The sequence below is a fragment of the Leptospira tipperaryensis genome, from assembly GCF_001729245.1.
Taxonomy (GTDB): domain Bacteria; phylum Spirochaetota; class Leptospiria; order Leptospirales; family Leptospiraceae; genus Leptospira; species Leptospira tipperaryensis.
Window position 1 is genome coordinate 1,402,510 of the sequence record NZ_CP015217.1, and the last position, 15,781, is coordinate 1,418,290.

Here is a 15,781-nt window from a genome sequence, read left to right on the forward strand (position 1 = left end):
TTTATGCCTCCTCTTGGAGCATTGCTTCTTTTTTTGTGATCTTGATTTTTCTTTCCAAGATCTGTTTTGCAACGAGTGTGATTAAGGATAAGAATACAAGAAGTGAGGCCGCTGAAAACGCAGCCACCGAGTTGTATTCGTTGTAAAGGACTTCGATTTGTAGAGGTAAGGTATTCGTTTGTCCTCGGATATGTCCGGAAAGAACGGATACGGCTCCGAATTCTCCCATCGCCCTTGCGTTACAAAGAATGATTCCGTATAACAACCCGTATTTGATTCCGGGAACTACGATCTTAAAAAAGACTTTGAGAGTGGAAGCCCCGAGCAATAAACCGGCTTCTTCCTCTTCGATCCCTTGAGCTTCGAGGACGGGAATCAATTCTCTTGTGACAAAGGGAAGCGTGATAAAGATCGTCGCTAAGACAAGTCCAGGCGTGTTGAACACGATCTTGATATCCATCTCTTCCAGCAAAGGTCCGAACCAACCCTGTCTTCCAAAAAGAAGAATAAAGATAAGACCGGAGATCACGGGAGAAACTGAAAATGGAGAATCGATGATCGTCAAAAGCCAACTCTTTCCGGGAAAGTCAAATCTTGTGATCGCAAACGAGGAGATGACTCCGAAAACAGTGTTCAACGGAACGGCGATTGCAACGACGAGTAACGTGAGTTTGAAAGCGGAAATCGTATCCGGTTCTTGAATTCCTTCGAGATAGGCGCCGATTCCTTTGGAGAAGGCTTCGTGAAAAACGGTATAGATCGGAAGCAACAAGATCAAACCGGTAAATAAAAAGACCAATCCGATCAGAATACTACGAGCCAATAAGGATTCTTGTCTCATCCCTTTCTCCTTGCCGTTATCGTCTGAAAAATATTAATACCTAATAATATGCTAAAGGAGATTACGAGCATGATAAATGCGATTCCCGTCGCTTCCTCGTATTCGTATTGTTCGAGTTTGGTTACGATCAATAAGGGAAGAATTTCGGTTTTACCGGGAAGGTTTCCCGAGATAAATACGACGGACCCGTATTCTCCGATTCCCCGTGCAAACGCCATCGCCGCGCCCGTGATCAACGGAGGAAGTAGTTCCGGAAATATGATCTTTCTAAAAATTTGCCAACGATTGGCTCCGAGGCAATATGCGGATTCTTCCAGTTCTTTTGGAAATTCTTCCAGAACCGGTTGAACCGTTCTTACCACAAAAGGAAATCCGATAAAGACGAGCGCGATGATGATTCCTATCGGAGTATATGCGATTTTGATTCCGTAGGGATCCAATAGTTTTCCGATGATTCCGTTTTTTGCATAGATGGTGGTTAACGCGATCCCTGCGACCGCAGTGGGAAGTGTGAAAGGTAGATCGACTAACGAATCTAAAATCGACTTACCGGGAAACTCGTAACGGACCAACACCCATGCGAATAAGAATCCTATAAATAAGTTTAAGAACGCCGCGATTGCTCCCGCGCCGAAACTTAAGTAGAGCGCGGACAAAATTCTTTCGTTTGTGAGAAGTTTCCAAAAACCGCTCCATCCGATCCCGGTACTTTTGAGGAAGAGCGCGCCTAACGGAATGATGACCAACAAACTCAAGTAGGTTACGGTGAGGCCAAGGCTGATTCCGAAGGCCGACTTTCCGTAGGGTCTGGTTCTTACATTCAAAATGGACACTGGCTTTCTCTTTTTTATTTTCTATCTACTTCGAGTAGATTTGATCGAATATTCCGCCTTCGGCGAAATGTTTTTCTTGGGCTTTTTTCCAAGAACCCTCTACGTCTCTGATCGTAAACAGTTTCAAATTCTTGAATATACTTTTATACTTTGCTAAAACCTTGGAATCGGTGGGACGATAGTAATTTTTTGCGATCACTTCCTGTCCTTCGGGAGTATATAAATATTTCAGATAACTTTCGGCTACCTTGAGAGTTCCGTGTTTTTCGGCGTTCTTGGTTACGACTGCGACGGAAGGTTCAGCCAAAATGCTCACGCTTGGAAAGACAATTTCCACTTGGGAGTTCGGTTGGTTTGCGGTTTCTTTCAAGGCGAGGTGGGCTTCATTTTCCCAAGAGATCAGAACGTCTCCGATTCCTCTCTGAACAAATGTTGTCAAAGATCCTCTCGCCCCTGAATCCAAAACGAGAACGTTCTTATAGAGATTCTTAACAAACTCTTTTGCTTTTGCTTCGGAGCCGTATTCGCCTTTTGCAAAACCCCAGGCTGCGAGATAATTCCACCGTGCGCCTCCGCCGGTTTTAGGATTGGGAGTCACGACTCCGATTCCCGGTTTGATAAGATCGTCCCAGTCTTTGATTCCTTTCGGATTTCCCTTTCTTACCAAAAGAACGATCGCGGATGTATAAGGCGAACTCTGGTGTGGAAGAAGATTCTCCCAATCGGTGGAAAGTAATTTTGATTTCTCGGCGATGGCTTCGATGTCCTGGGCCAAAGCGAGAGTTACTACGTCCGCTTCCAATCCGTCGATCACGGCTCTTGCTTGTTTGCCGGAACCTCCGTGAGACTGATTGACGATTAAGTCTTCTCCGGTTTGTTTTTTCCAATGTGCAACGAAGAGTTTATTGATTTGAGAATAGAGTTCGCGAGTCGGATCGTAAGAAACGTTCAAGAGTTTTGTTTCCGAAAAAAGAACGGAAGAATCCGTGAGAAAGAAGATTGCGGTGAGTGTGAGTTTTGCTAGTTTTGAGTTCATATTGATCGTTCCTGGATTCTTTTCTACAACAAAGTGAACAAATATCTAATAAATTAGATATTTGGATCCAATAATTTTAAAGATCGCTTGAAAGTAAAGAATTTTGCGTTCCCTTCGGGCTTTTCACAGCCAGTTCGATTTCAAGAATTTCGATGGAGAAAACACCGTAAATGCGGAGAAAAAAATCACAAAGAGGAAGCTTTGGAAAAAATCAAAACCTCTTCTTTGTGATTGTTCGGGTTATTTTACGTAGAGTTGGTCGAAGGACGCTCCGTCCGCAAAATGATCCTTCTGCGCTTTATGCCATCCGCCAAAATGACCATCCACCGTGATCAGATCTAATTTTGGAAATTTGGATTCGTATTTTTTCAATACGGCCTGACTTCTCGGACGATATCCGTGTTTGGCAATAATTTCTTGAGCGGCTTCGGAGTAGAGGGACTTTAAATAAGCTTTTGCCGTTTCTAAGGTTCCGTGTTTCTCCGCGTTTTTTTCTACGATCGCAACCGGAGGTTCCGCGAGAATGCTCAGGGAAGGAAATACAACTTCATACTTGTCCTTTCCGAATTCTTCCAAGATGAGAAAGGATTCGTTTTCCCATGCGATCAAGACGTCGCCGATTCCGTTTTGTGCAAAGGTGTTACTCGAACCGCGAGCGCCGGAATCCAGAACCGGAACATTCTTAAATAATGTTTTTATAAAGTCCTGAACCTTAGAATTATCGTTGTTGAATTTTTTCTGTGCGAATGCCCAAGCTGCGAGATAGTTCCATCTCGCCCCGCCGCTCGTTTTCGGATTCGGAGTGATTACCCCGACTTTCGGTTTGATAAGATCGTCCCAGTCTTTGATATTCTTCGGGTTTCCTTTTCTTACAACGAATACGATCGTAGAAGTATAAGGAGTGCTGTTGTTGGGCAAACTTTTCAACCAATCTCTCGCGATCAAACCTTTCGACGCGATGATATCGATGTCGTAGGCGAGGGCGAGTGTAACGATGTCTGCTTCGAGTCCGTCGATTACGGATCTCGCTTGTTTCCCACTTCCACCGTGAGACTGATTGATCCTTACTTCATCTCCGGTTTTAGACTTCCAGTAGTTTGCAAAGAGTTTGTTATACTCCGCATACAATTCTCGAGTCGGATCGTAGGAGACGTTTAGAAGAGTCACGTCCTTTGCGGAAAGACTCATGTTTCCCATCGTCCAGAAGAACGTGATAGTTGCGATTTTGAATATTTTTGTTTTCATCATTTTATTCCTAACTTCTAATTTTGAATTACATTGCAAATTGGACAAAAAGAAAGAAGCTATACGACTTTCCGTCCAGTGTGTATCGATCGTTTACGTTAGTGGCCCATGGATTGACTCTCGCGTTTCTAACGGAATCTCCTGCGAGCAGATAAGAAGCTCCGGTCCAAATCGAAACGTAGTCTTTGAGATAATACTGATAGATCACGTCGAACTCGTAGAACAAACGTTTGCCGCCCCTTTCTCCCAGTTTGTATCCGCCGAATGCAGAACCGGATGCGTTCTCCGTCGTAAGCCCAGTGTTAGGAGCTCCACCGGAAGAATACCATGCGTCGTTTTCGGATGCTTTTTGTACGTCGTAAGCCACGAAGATAAATCTTCCGTAGTTTGCGGAGTTATACATCAAGTGAATCGATTTGGTTTTTGTGTTCGACCAGAACGTCGCGTTCACGATCCCGTTTCCGGAGTCGAAGTAGGGAAAACCGCCGGATCTTGTCGCAAAGGATGCGTCGTAGGTTGCTACCTTGTTATCGGTTCTATTCGGATCCCCGGAAGCGATCGAATATTGAATTCCGACTCGGAAGCGATCAAAAAAAGTATAACCCGTCTGAGCGATAAAATACTTCGCGTCATACTGAACGTTTTCGGTATAGATTCTCGCAGAAGTCGATTTTCCGTCCACGGTTTGTTTGAGTTGATCCCAGCCTGCGTTTACTCTTTGACCGTTAAAACCGTATTGCCAAGAACCTTCTAAGGTCCAGTCCCAGGATTTTGCTTTTGGAAGACGGTTTCCGTCTGTCCGGTTTGTTAAGCGAAATCCGACCGTATTCAAGTCGTCTCTTTGTCTGGTTCTATCCAAACTTGTGGTCGGAGTCGGACCTTGTTCCCATTTTTTATCGATATTGAAGTAGTAGAAATCCACGAGAAAGTCTTCGAATTTAAGGGTGTTGTATAAACCCGAAAGATACGTATCGTTTACAGTTCCTCGTTTTACTCCGTTCGCGGTATTGTTTCCGCTTCCCGCGTTCGAATCTTCCGCGATGATCGAAGTAAAAGCTTCCGAGTTGAAATATTTGGAATTGTATTTCACACGAGCTCCGTCGAAAGAGTTGCCGGTCTGACCGTCGTTTCTTCCTCCGATGTATCTGTTATCTCCGAAACCGAAGATCTGTCTTCCGATATAAACCTCGCATCCTTCCGCAAAGTTTTTCAGCTGAATGAAACCTTCTCTTAGGTCCGTGTTGTTCTTAACGCTCACAGAGTTGGTCGCGGTGGGAGCCGAGCTGAGTTCGACGCCGGCGGAGTTGGAAAGTCCGAGATAACCTAACTGACCGTCTTTTCTGGATTGTTCTCCTCCAAAAACGCGAACGTCTTGAATCGTAACCTTAGCGGCGACATAAGGACTCGGATCGATGATAAACGAGACTTGAGAGTTCTGAGTCGCATAATTTCGATCGTCCTGAGTTCGCTTATCAAAATCCGCGTTGTGACTGTAATCAAAACGAGGACGAACTTGGAAGCCGACACGAAAGATATCACCGAGCCAGAGTCGATCGACCTTTCTAACCGCGTCTTGATGTTCGGGGGAAAGAAGCATCGATTTCATAAACTCACCGGGAAGTTTGCCCTTGTAAGGACTTTTATAAGGTTCTTCCTTTGCGAGCTCTTGCTGAATTTCAGGAATCCCTTTTCCGTCGTTCGGTTGTTCTTCGTACTTTACATCCGTAGGAGGATCCAAGTTCAGAACAGGAGCGGGTTCAGAGCTTTTTGTTTTCTTTGTATCTTGAGAGAATAGGCCAAATGTAAGAGTACAGATGAAAAAAACTCCCGTAATTATCTTCGTCATAGTATGTTTCACTCAAATCCCTCCTTGAGAAATTTTTAACCAGGGAAGGTCGGCTTCCTGTTATAGTCAACAAATAATTCGTTATATTGGATATTTGGGACGAATTTGTCGAAGTATATTTAATTTTTTATAAAAATTTCTGGGAAAAAGGATGATTTCCCTTTGAAACGGGGGATCCGAGAGAGAAATTTCTCTTCGTGGGAACTCTTTTTGCGAACCGGTGGAACGATTTTGAGATCTATAGGGAAACTTATAAGTTAAGAATCGGGGCGCCCGTTTTCAGGATCCATTTCTCTCGAAAAGAGTGGAGGGAAGAACCAAAACGAACTTTGCATTTCTTCGGATTTGGATAAAAAGAATTTGAACAGTTTTGAATTCTTGGAAAGATCTTTCCTCTTGGTTCGGAAAGCCCCTTTCAGTCTGGTATACGTTTTACAAAAATTCAGGCGCTTCGTTTCCGAAAACTCGTTCGAGTTTTATTCTTCGTTTGGATTTTTCTTTTTTCATTCTGCTTTTGTTCTCGGACCCAAGCTCCTCTGGGAAAGTCCGGAATCTTGGACGCTTCCTCTTGGGATTTTCAAAAAGACGGAAGTCTCGTTCTTCGCGGGGAATGTATGTTTCGTTGGGAGGATGGAAATATTTGCCTTCGGAAAATTTGGAGCAGAATGAATTTCGATCCGGTGAAATCGTATATGTGCCATCGACTTGGAACGGAGGTCCGCGAACGGGAAAGGGTTTTGGAACCTACACACTCGAAGTAAAAATTCCGGATTCAATCCAAAGAATGGGTTTGATTTTTCCGGATCAGAGTTCTTCCTACTTTTTATCAACCGATCGCTACGGTGGGCGGGGATTTTTATAATATTCGAAAGATCGGAAAGCAACAAATCAGAATCTTTATCGCGGATGCGATCGGACACGGAATCCAAGCTTCTCTGATCACGATGGTGATTCAAAACGAATACAGTTCCATCTTTGATTTGAATCTTTCTCCGGGGGAACTTCTTACAAAACTTTCCAAAAAATTTGCTTCTCGGGTTGGAGACGTGAGTCCTTTCTTTTCCCGTCTTTTATTGGATTTAGATTTGGATAAAAATCGGATTCTTTTTGCGAGCTCCGGAAATCCAGCTTGTATCTTGACGGGAGGAGAAAAGTTGGAATCACTTCAACTCGTCGGACCTTACGCGGGAATACTTCCCGAGCACAATTATGCAGAATTATCTTACGACTTGCCCCAAGACTTTCGATTGATTCTTTTTACGGATGGATTGCCGGATCGTTTTTTATTTTCAGGAGATGAGAACGAGTTTTTTTCGATCGAGGATTGGATTCGAAATCGAACGGATGAACCTTTGAAAAACGTTTGTAAGAAATTGTCGAACTTAGCGAATTCTTTACCTTTGCCCGATTTTAAAAAGGACGACATTACCTTGCTCGGGATCGAAAGATCGAATTTGGAATCACCCCGGTTTTTCGATTTATAGAAATGGGATCTTAAAAATGATGACAATACGTGGATTCAATGAGAATCTTTCCAAGATCTTAGAATCACAAGGAGTCTTATATGGCTTATAAACTCGACGGGGCAAAATTCCCAACCTTGGAAGAATTGATCGCGGCTCTTTATCCTCTTTACGCAGATAAGATGTCGGAGGCTGATTTTAGAAAATACGTCCAGGAAAACGCAAAACAAGAATAATTTCTTTGAGTGTGTTCCCTGGAGACGGGATGAAAGACGTTCGCTTGGTTCCGTTTTGCTTGTCAGGAAATCGGGTTTCGTAAGAATCATCCCATGCAAATCATCCAGGGGAAATGGAAAATTCCTCACGCAGCAAGAAAGCCGCTCGTATTTTTCCTAGTCTTACTCTTCCTTTCCATTCAGTTTCGATTTTTATTTTCGGACTCGGTTCCCGATTCGGTCTCCTTACAGAATCAATATCTGATCGCTCAAGACTATCAGATTCTTTTTAAGAATTTTTTGTCCTCGGGATATGATCGTTCTCTTTACGGAGGAAGTCCTACATTCTACTTTCAATCTCCGTTTTTCTTTTTCCTCGTTTCTTTTTTACATACGTTTTTTCTTTTCTTTCTTCCGTTTAGTTTCGCATTCAATCTTGGAATTCTTCTGACTCTTTTTTTGTTCTCGTATTCCTTTTTAAAACTGGGTTTTCTTTTTCTGACGGAAACCAACCTCAGTCCGGGCAATGCGCTTCTCGCGATGACTGGTTTGATGTTTTACTTTTTATATCCCGGAGATCGAGTTGTCGGCGCGGGCGTTGTAGGAGTTTTTCAGAATTCGATTTCTTCCGTGCTCGGTCTCGGCTTTGCGATCCTTGCGATCTATTATTTGGAGAAGTTTCGATATACGGGAAAGATTTCTTCTTTTGCAAAGAATCTAATCACGGGTTCTCTTGTGTTTTACACACACTACGAGATGTCCCTTTTTTACGTGATCTCTCTTGGAATCTATTTTCTTTTTTACAAAGACGAGTTTGAATTTTTAGAAATCCTTCTTATCTTGCTTATGCCGATCTTGGTTGCGTTACCGGTTCTCTGGAATTATTTCGCTTACGTTCCGTTCCAACAAAATCCTCCGGTTTCTTTTCCGATCAACGGACTTCTTTCACTTTTAGGAGAAGAATTTTCGAGTGCCGTCGCAAGACCTGAAAAGTTTTTGGACGTGCTCAAACAGATTTTGATCGATCAGTATTGGATTCATCTTTTGTTCCCGATTCTTTTTGTGATCGGGATTCGATTGTTGTTTATTCGAAAACTATTGCCTCCGATATCTAGATTTCTCATTTTCGGAACGTTGCTCTTCTATTGGATGGCGACAGATTCTTCTCTTTCTTTGATTTTTCCCTGGTTGCACGTTAAGTGGTATACCGCTCTGAACGTTTCTCTTGTCTTTCTGACTTTTGCGGCTCTTGTAACCGCGAGATTCTTTCTAAAAAATCTTCCGCCGGGAAGATGGAAACTCTGGACCGGACTGATTCTTTTTGTCTTAGGAATGTATCGTTTTATCATCACGATTCCCGGTCCTTCCACGGGAATCGAAAACATCTCCAAAACTCCGTCTTCGATTTGGAGCCAGAAAGAAGAATGGACTCGGATCTTAAAAGAAACTCCTTATTCTTCTCTGATCGCTTCGGAAGAAATTGCGGGTGGAATCAGTTCCTTGGATTCGAGATGGGCTTCCGTGCTCGTGAGACAATCCGTTAGACGAAACGTCGTTTTGCAGAATCGTTTTGAAAATTCTCTTCCTTCTTCTCCCGAAGAAATCATTCAGCTCTTTCCGTCTCAAGGACCGAAAAGTTCCTTGGTTACATACGGGAAACGCGCCAATCTGCGTCCGGTTCAGGAACGCGACAAACTCTCCGATTTGTTTTTAAGTCTTTTGCAGGAAAGAGGTGTGACTCATTTACTTTTGAAATCGGAGGCGCTCAATCAGTTCGCATCGAATCTTCCTGTTTCTTTTATTCAGATTGCAAAAAGGGGAGAATGGATTCTCTGGAAGTTGAATATCACCAAACCGCCGTTAGAACTTTTATCCGCAAAACCCTGGGCTTTGGTCACGGACGACGCGGGACAGGAAAGAAGGACTTCGATTCGTTCCGAGGATCTTTCCGAGTCCGCCCTTCATTCTCTCTTTGAACTTTCCATAACCTTGGTTCCGATCACCGCTGCGGAATACAAAGCTGACGAAAATTCTTTTTCCGGAGCGTTTCCTTTTTCTCAATTGAAAGCCGAACTTCAAAAACTAGTTACGATCCAAGAAGAAGAAAAAGCCAAAAATAAACCGAAGGGAAAGTTCGATTCCGAGAAAGAAAAAAATCCAAGCGGAACTCAGATCCATCCGTTTTCTTGGGACGATTCCCGGATACTTTGGGAGCTTCCCGCGGTTCCAGGTGAGAATGTCTGTTCTCCCGTATTGATTCGCTCCGGTTATTTTCCACTTTGGAAATCGGAAAACGGAGAAAAGAGTTACCGAACCCTGGAAGGTCAGTTTTATTTTTGTTCTAAGCTTAAGAAGAATGAATTCGTATTTTATGATATTCGATCCTACTTGATTACGTTTCTTCAGTTGCTTTTGCCACTTTTGTTTTTCGGAGCGACCTTTTTAAATCGCAGGAAATTATCCAATTGATTTTTTTTGCCTCTTCTCAGTCCGTCAAATCACCGTTTCGAAAAAGACAGATCTTTTCCAATTCTCTTTTGATCGGTTTTTCAGTTGCGATTCTTGGAATTCTTTTTTTTGGAAATCCGGAAACTCCTTTTTCAAAGATCGTATTGTCCGCGTTAGAGGGAGGTCTGATCGGAGGGCTTTGTGACTGGTTCGCCGTTTGGAAAACATACAAGGCGATCGAAGAGGATAGTTTTACTCTCGCGGGTGAGATCGGAAACTGGGTGGCTGGAGATCTGTTACACCACGAAGTGATTCGCTCTCGGATTCGAATGGTTTTGGAAGACCCGACGACCAGAGACGACGTTCACGAAGTTCTTTTGGAAACCTTTGGAAACGAAGTTAAAACAAAGGAAGTCTTAAACCAACTCTTTGAAAGAGTGGAAGAGGACATCGTAGAATACATAGTTCATTATCAGTTCTCAGGAACGGATGTCGCTTTATTAAAAGAGTTAAACCGACAAAAAGAGATCATGGATACGATCAAACTTCTGATCGGAGAATCCATGATCCGAGTGGCCGATACGGATGAATTCAGATCTCTTTTGCAAGAAATATTAGGAAAAATGAATTTAGTCGCTCAGGTCGTTTTGAGTCTTGTCGTAGATTTCCCAAAAAAATTGAAAGAATACGGAAATCACGTCAAAGAAGGCCTCGTCATCGAATCCAAGGACGAAAAGACGATCGAAAAACTCGTCAACTTGATGGCGGCCTCCACGGAAACTTATATCTCTTCTTGGAACGAACTTCCTCTGGAACAAAGAGAAAAGGCGGTTCGTTCCCTGATGGGTTTTCTAAAAGATCAGGCGAGTCGTCTTTTGGGAACTCTCATCCAGACACACTTAAAAGAAATCGGCGAGATCAAAACCCTACAAGAATACGCGCCTCTTCGTTCCGTTTTGGAATTTGTAGAAAAACGCGTCGACGAAGGAGTTTCCGGTTATATCGGAAAACAGATCACTACCAGACTTCAAAGTCTGGACCCGAAAGATCTCAGAAAGAATTTAGAATGGAAAACTCGGAACGTTCTGGAAACGATTCGGATCAACGGAAGTATTCTCGGATTCTTTTTGGGTTGTGCGACCGGTTTGATTCGATTTTTCTTTTGAAGAAGTTTCATTTTATTAGGACGCCTTTCTTATCGAAGTAAGAAAGCCATTCTTCTTTTTCTTATTTGAAGGTCCGTTATTGGTGAAGATCGAAGGAAGTAAAAAGAATCCTACCTTGATTTCAAAAATTAAAAACCTCAACGCACGGATGATTCCTTTCGGAGTCTAATTCTTAGGAGATTTATGGAAGCAGTATACCACGCGCAAGAAACAAGAGGGAAGGCGGATTTTGGATGGCTGAAGAGCAGACATACTTTCAGTTTTAGTTCCTACTATGAACCGAACCGGATGCAATTCGGTAAACTCAGAGTTCTCAACGACGATATCGTAATAGGCGGAAAAGGGTTTCCTCCGCACCCGCACGAGAATATGGAAATTGTTTCTATTCCTCTTTCCGGAAGTTTGGAACACAAAGACAGCGAGGGAAACAGCTCCGTCATTCAAGCCGGTGAAGTGCAGATCATGTCGGCAGGAACCGGAATCGTACATTCCGAATACAACGCATCTCCCACGGAACAAGTTAATTTTTTACAGATCTGGATTCTTCCGGATAAGATGGGAATCGCCCCTCGTTACGAACAAAAAAAGTTTAACGTGGAGGATCGTCAGGGAAAATTTCAAACCGTGGTTTCGCCGGAAAAGGGGAACGGCGCGGTCTGGATCAATCAGGACGTTTCGTTTTCCCTCGCTCACGGGAAAAAAGAATTCAAGATTGATTATATTCTAAAAAATGAAAATAGAGGAGTTTATTTTTTTCTGATATCCGGTTCCGTGGAGATCGAAGGCAAGAAATTGTCGGCAAGAGACGGGCTTGGACTCTGGGCTCCTTCGAAAATGGAAATTCATTTTTTGGAAGAATCGGAAATTCTCGCGATCGATACTCCGAAGTAAGAGTTCGGGGAAAGAAGGAGTTCCTACAAAATCTCTATTTTGAACTTTTTCAGAGGAGTTTTTATTTTGAGGAACTCCTCTTTTCTTTCACGGGCTTAGCTCTGATTTTTTCAGAGTCTTTTTGTTCAAAGAAATGTAGGAACTCCAATGAGAATTTAGAGCGGGCCCAATACCTCGAAGGAAAAAAGAATCCCATTTTATAAAATTCTAATCTAACCGTGTGAGTTCCCACAAATTACGTCTCATCGATTTTTTTGTGAGATTTTAAATCGTTCTTTATTATCCAAAATACGTGAGAGTTCCCACATTTTTAAGTTTTTCCTGACAAGTTTTTATTTTGAGGAACTCCTCTTTTCTCTCACGGGCTTAGCTCCGATTTTTTCAGAGCCTCTTTGTTCATGAAAACGTGGGAACTCCTGCTTTTTCCTTAAAAAGATCCCTTTCATCTAAGAACTTTGTAGGATCTCCTGCAGATTCTTAGAATTATCGAAAAAACCAAAAGCTTCTACCGCTCGCCGACTGGAAGGGGCCACCGTCAAAAAAACGTCAGAGATCCTACAAAAACCTTTTCCAAAAAATCATTGCCGATTCCTCGATCAAATCTCCCCGCTTCGGATGGAAAAAGTTCTTAAGGAACCCTCCCTTAGAACGCGAATCGGAAGATCTTTTTGAATCGTAGATTCATCCAAGGTTCTGTGCATATCATCGATGGAACGAATGACTTGCTCGTTCAAAGAAAGAATCATATCACCTTTTCTTAATAGACTTCCGGCCGCGGGAGAAGAATTCTCCACCTCGATCACGAGAACTCCCGAAGTCTGTTCCAACTTATTGAAAATTTTCAAACGATTGGGGATGCTCTGATTTTGCCCGGCGATTCCGAGATAACCTCTTTTTACAAAGCCGTTTTTCATCAGACGTGTGATGACGTATTCGGCAGTTCCCGAGCCGACTGCAAAACAAATTCCTTGAGCCGAAGGAATGATCGCGGTATTGATTCCGATCAATTCTCCTCTTGAGTTCACCAAGGGACCGCCTGAGTTTCCTGGGTTAAGAGCCGCGTCGGTTTGGATCACGTCCTCGATCAGTCTTCCCGAACGGGAACGAAGACTTCTTCCCAAGGCGCTTACTACGCCCGCGGTCACAGTGGATTCATAACCGAGCGGGTTTCCGATTGCGATCGCGAGTTGACCGACTTTTACGGAGGTAGGTTTAGAAAAATGCAAATACGGAAACGGATCGCTCGTTACTTTTAGTACTGCGATATCGGTCATCGGATCTTCACCGATCTTCATCGCTTTGTGACTTCTTCCGTCCGGAAATTCCGCGTTGATCTCGGACGCGTTTTCTACTACGTGTTGATTGGTTACGATAAAACCGTCGGGCGATATTAAGAATCCGGAACCGGCTCCACCGCCGCGGTTTCCGCTAACTTTGAGATGGACGACCGCAGGACTTACGGTTTCCACCGCGTTTGTCACAGCCCTCGAATACGCGTCCATCAGATCTTCTTCACTTTCGGAAGAGGATGTTTTTGAAACTTTTGGAAAGGGATCTTTGGAATCCGATTGAACCCATTGAATCATAGAAAAAACCTCCGGGTGTTCTTTAGACCCGAAAGTTTTTATTTGTATTCAAAAAAGTTACAAAGTGAAAAGGGAAGTTTGAAATTTTTTGAGATCACTTCTTGGAGAAGGTAAGAATCTCTTTTGTAATCGAATCCAGATTTGTAGAACCCAATTCGTCTTCTAACACACGTTCGGCTTTTTCATAGACCTTTGTCAAAATCGGTTGAATAGAATGACCGCAGATACATTTCTTATTGGGAGTTTTCGAGTGCATCTGAAAGATCTTCTCGTCGATCGCTTCGTAGATTTCCTTCAGGCTGATCTCGGAAGAAGGTTTCGCAAGAATGTAACCGCCGTTCGGGCCCATCTGGTTTCGAACGATACCCTTGCTTTTTAGCAGGGAAAGAATCTTGCGAATTACAACCGGGTTCGTGTTGACGCTCTCCGCGAGTTCTTCGGACGTTCTGGTTTTACCTTCGCTTAACGAAAGCAGGGAAAGAATGTGGATCGCGACTGTAAACCGGCTAGTCATATCTGTAAAGCGTCTGGTTACAGAATATAAGATTCAAAATCCTTGTCAAGTCCAAAGCTCCGGTAGAAAAGATCTTGCGTCGTATTCTTTCCAAGTTAAGAATACGACGATGTTTCAAAGTTATATCCTTCGATTCTTAGATCCGAACTTGGAAAAAGAATTCCGATCCTTTCTCAGGGATCATATCGCATCCTTCGTTCGGATCGGAGCCGTTTCAGCCGTTATGGGATATGGGGCGATCTTTCTCCTTTTTTACGACGTCCTTCTCATACGAGATCAAATCGTTCTTTGGATCTTGATCGGAAGTTCGGTCTTTGGATCGGTTTTGATTCTTTCCACATTCAAAAGATTTCGAAAGACGATGGTTCCTATGTCGATGTTCAGCAACACACTCGGAGGATTTACCGCGGTCTACGTGGGTTATGCGTTTATCAGAGATCAACACGCGATTCTTCTTACAATTTTGATCATCATCGCTTATTACGCATTTTTGGTTTTAAGAATCCGAACTCTTCCAGCGTTCCTCATAACTTCTTTTTATTTGTCGGCTTATCAATACGCTCTTCTTACTGACGGAAATCTGACAAGTCAGGAAAAAACGGTTTATAGTTTTCTAATATGGTTTTCCGAGTTTTTCGCGGTAATCGCAGGTTATACTTTGGAGTTAACGACTCGGAAGTTGTTCTTACAGGCAAAGACGATCGAAACACAAACCAACGATCTGGAGAATGAAAAGGAAAAATCGGATCTTCTCCTTCGAAACATTCTTCCGGACGCGATTGCAAACAGACTCAAAAACGAAAATTCTCAGATCTCGGAATACTTTTCGGAGTGTTCGATTCTTTTTGCGGACATCGTGGGATTTACACTTCTTGCCGCGCGCAAAACTCCGGATGAACTCGCGGGACTTTTGGATCGTTTTTTTTCCAGACTCGATGAACTCGCCGAAAACAGAGGGGTGGAAAAAATCAAAACCATCGGAGACGCCTACATGGCAGCGGCGGGAATACCCATCGCCTGCGAGGATCATATCCAAAGGATCGGAAATCTCGCCTTGGATATATTACAAGAAGTGAATACGAACGAGGAACTCATTCGGGAAAATCTCAACATTCGGATCGGAATTCATTCGGGTCCGGTCGTCGCGGGCGTGATCGGAAGAAAGAAGTTCATCTATGATCTCTGGGGTGATTCCGTAAATCTCGCGTCGAGGATGGAATCTCACGGACTTCCCGGAAAGATTCACGTAACGGAAGAATATTTTTTGGCGGCTTCTTCTATCTTCCAATTGGAAAAAAGAGGAGAGGTCGATATCAAGGGAAAGGGAATGATTTCGACTTACTTTTTAGCGGGATAAAACAAACGTTCAGCTTGGAAGGTCGATGTGAATCGGAAGATATTGAATCGAAGTGCTTCCCTGGCTCAACCATTCCGGAACGGCTCTTCTCCAAGAAATGAACTGAGGAGTTTCGAGATGAGCCTTTCTCGCGGCCTCGCTTTTATACACTTCCATAAATAAGAATTTTCCGGGATCTCCGTCCGCTTGAAGAACGTCGAGTCTCAGCACACCGTCTTCGGTTTCGAGAGATTCTTTCGCCATGTCTTGACTGACTTTTTTAAAATCTTCAATTCTTTCTTCAAAAATTTTATAAGAGGACGCAACAACGATCATACGATCAGAATTTAGAAACGGTTTC

General features: G+C 43.2%; 14 protein-coding genes and 1 pseudogene. 7 read left to right on the forward strand and 8 right to left on the reverse strand.

The annotated features are described in order from the left end of the window. Position 1: 1 nt before the first annotated feature. The 5 genes from cysW to A0128_RS06730 form a co-directional block, all read right to left on the reverse strand. On the reverse strand, positions 2 to 841 hold the full coding sequence (cysW, locus tag A0128_RS06710) for a sulfate ABC transporter permease subunit CysW (RefSeq protein ID WP_069606804.1): 840 nt from the start codon (positions 839 to 841) through the stop codon (positions 2 to 4). Then, positions 838 to 1,674 carry a sulfate ABC transporter permease subunit CysT gene (gene cysT, locus A0128_RS06715; protein ID WP_069606805.1) on the reverse strand — a complete coding sequence of 279 codons (837 nt, stop codon included), beginning with the start codon at positions 1,672 to 1,674 and terminating at the stop codon, positions 838 to 840. The genes cysW and cysT overlap by 4 nt, the downstream gene beginning before the upstream one ends. 25 nt (positions 1,675 to 1,699) lie before the next feature. Then, positions 1,700 to 2,710 (reverse strand): sulfate ABC transporter substrate-binding protein, encoded by a 1,011-nt coding sequence (locus A0128_RS06720; protein WP_069606806.1) that lies wholly within the window; start codon positions 2,708 to 2,710, stop codon positions 1,700 to 1,702. 240 nt (positions 2,711 to 2,950) lie between these two features. Beyond that, the gene (locus tag A0128_RS06725; protein WP_069606807.1) at positions 2,951 to 3,955 is read right to left on the reverse strand and encodes a sulfate ABC transporter substrate-binding protein; all 1,005 of its coding nucleotides are present in this window, start codon (positions 3,953 to 3,955) and stop codon (positions 2,951 to 2,953) included. Between the two features lie 28 nt (positions 3,956 to 3,983). Beyond that, positions 3,984 to 5,801: an alginate export family protein gene (locus A0128_RS06730; RefSeq protein WP_156781783.1), complete on the reverse strand. Its 1,818-nt coding sequence runs from the start codon at positions 5,799 to 5,801 to the stop codon at positions 3,984 to 3,986. A gap of 640 nt (positions 5,802 to 6,441) precedes the next feature. On the opposite strand from A0128_RS06730, the gene A0128_RS06740 reads away from it, so the two are divergent. From A0128_RS06740 to A0128_RS06760, 6 genes are all read left to right on the forward strand, one after another. After that, positions 6,442 to 6,663, forward strand: a complete 222-nt coding sequence (locus A0128_RS06740; protein ID WP_069606810.1) for a hypothetical protein — start codon at positions 6,442 to 6,444, stop codon at positions 6,661 to 6,663. Then, positions 6,644 to 7,285, forward strand: coding sequence for a PP2C family protein-serine/threonine phosphatase (locus tag A0128_RS06745; protein WP_069606811.1), 642 nt, complete (start codon positions 6,644 to 6,646; stop codon positions 7,283 to 7,285). Before A0128_RS06740 ends, A0128_RS06745 begins: the two co-directional genes overlap by 20 nt. A gap of 80 nt (positions 7,286 to 7,365) precedes the next feature. After that, on the forward strand, positions 7,366 to 7,500 hold the full coding sequence (locus tag A0128_RS22445) for a hypothetical protein (RefSeq protein WP_118970409.1): 135 nt from the start codon (positions 7,366 to 7,368) through the stop codon (positions 7,498 to 7,500). Between the two features lie 93 nt (positions 7,501 to 7,593). Further along, positions 7,594 to 9,948 (forward strand): hypothetical protein, encoded by a 2,355-nt coding sequence (locus A0128_RS06750; protein ID WP_069606812.1) that lies wholly within the window; start codon positions 7,594 to 7,596, stop codon positions 9,946 to 9,948. Further along, entirely contained in the window at positions 9,948 to 11,093 is a 1,146-nt protein-coding gene (locus tag A0128_RS06755) for a DUF445 family protein (RefSeq protein ID WP_427854344.1), read from the forward strand. Before A0128_RS06750 ends, A0128_RS06755 begins: the two co-directional genes overlap by 1 nt. A gap of 183 nt (positions 11,094 to 11,276) precedes the next feature. Continuing rightward, complete coding sequence (locus A0128_RS06760) at positions 11,277 to 11,984, forward strand: pirin family protein (protein ID WP_069606814.1); 708 nt, start codon at positions 11,277 to 11,279, stop codon at positions 11,982 to 11,984. Between the two features lie 596 nt (positions 11,985 to 12,580). Here A0128_RS06760 and A0128_RS06765 read toward each other — a convergent pair. Together A0128_RS06765 and A0128_RS06770 are read right to left on the reverse strand one after the other, a co-directional pair. Then, positions 12,581 to 13,570, reverse strand: coding sequence for a S1C family serine protease (locus A0128_RS06765; RefSeq protein WP_069606815.1), 990 nt, complete (start codon positions 13,568 to 13,570; stop codon positions 12,581 to 12,583). A 94-nt stretch (positions 13,571 to 13,664) separates the two neighbouring features. Further along, positions 13,665 to 14,084, reverse strand: a complete 420-nt coding sequence (locus A0128_RS06770; protein ID WP_069606816.1) for an Rrf2 family transcriptional regulator — start codon at positions 14,082 to 14,084, stop codon at positions 13,665 to 13,667. Positions 14,085 to 14,193: 109 nt separating this feature from the next. On the opposite strand from A0128_RS06770, the pseudogene A0128_RS06775 reads away from it, so the two are divergent. Further along, positions 14,194 to 15,542 (forward strand): annotated as a pseudogene (locus tag A0128_RS06775) (adenylate/guanylate cyclase domain-containing protein). Here the strand turns inward: A0128_RS06775 and A0128_RS06780 are convergent. Next, positions 15,451 to 15,756 carry a putative quinol monooxygenase gene (locus A0128_RS06780; protein ID WP_069609167.1) on the reverse strand — a complete coding sequence of 102 codons (306 nt, stop codon included), beginning with the start codon at positions 15,754 to 15,756 and terminating at the stop codon, positions 15,451 to 15,453. The pseudogene A0128_RS06775 and the gene A0128_RS06780 sit on opposite strands and share 92 nt — an antisense overlap. Between the last annotated feature and the right edge of the window lie 25 nt (positions 15,757 to 15,781).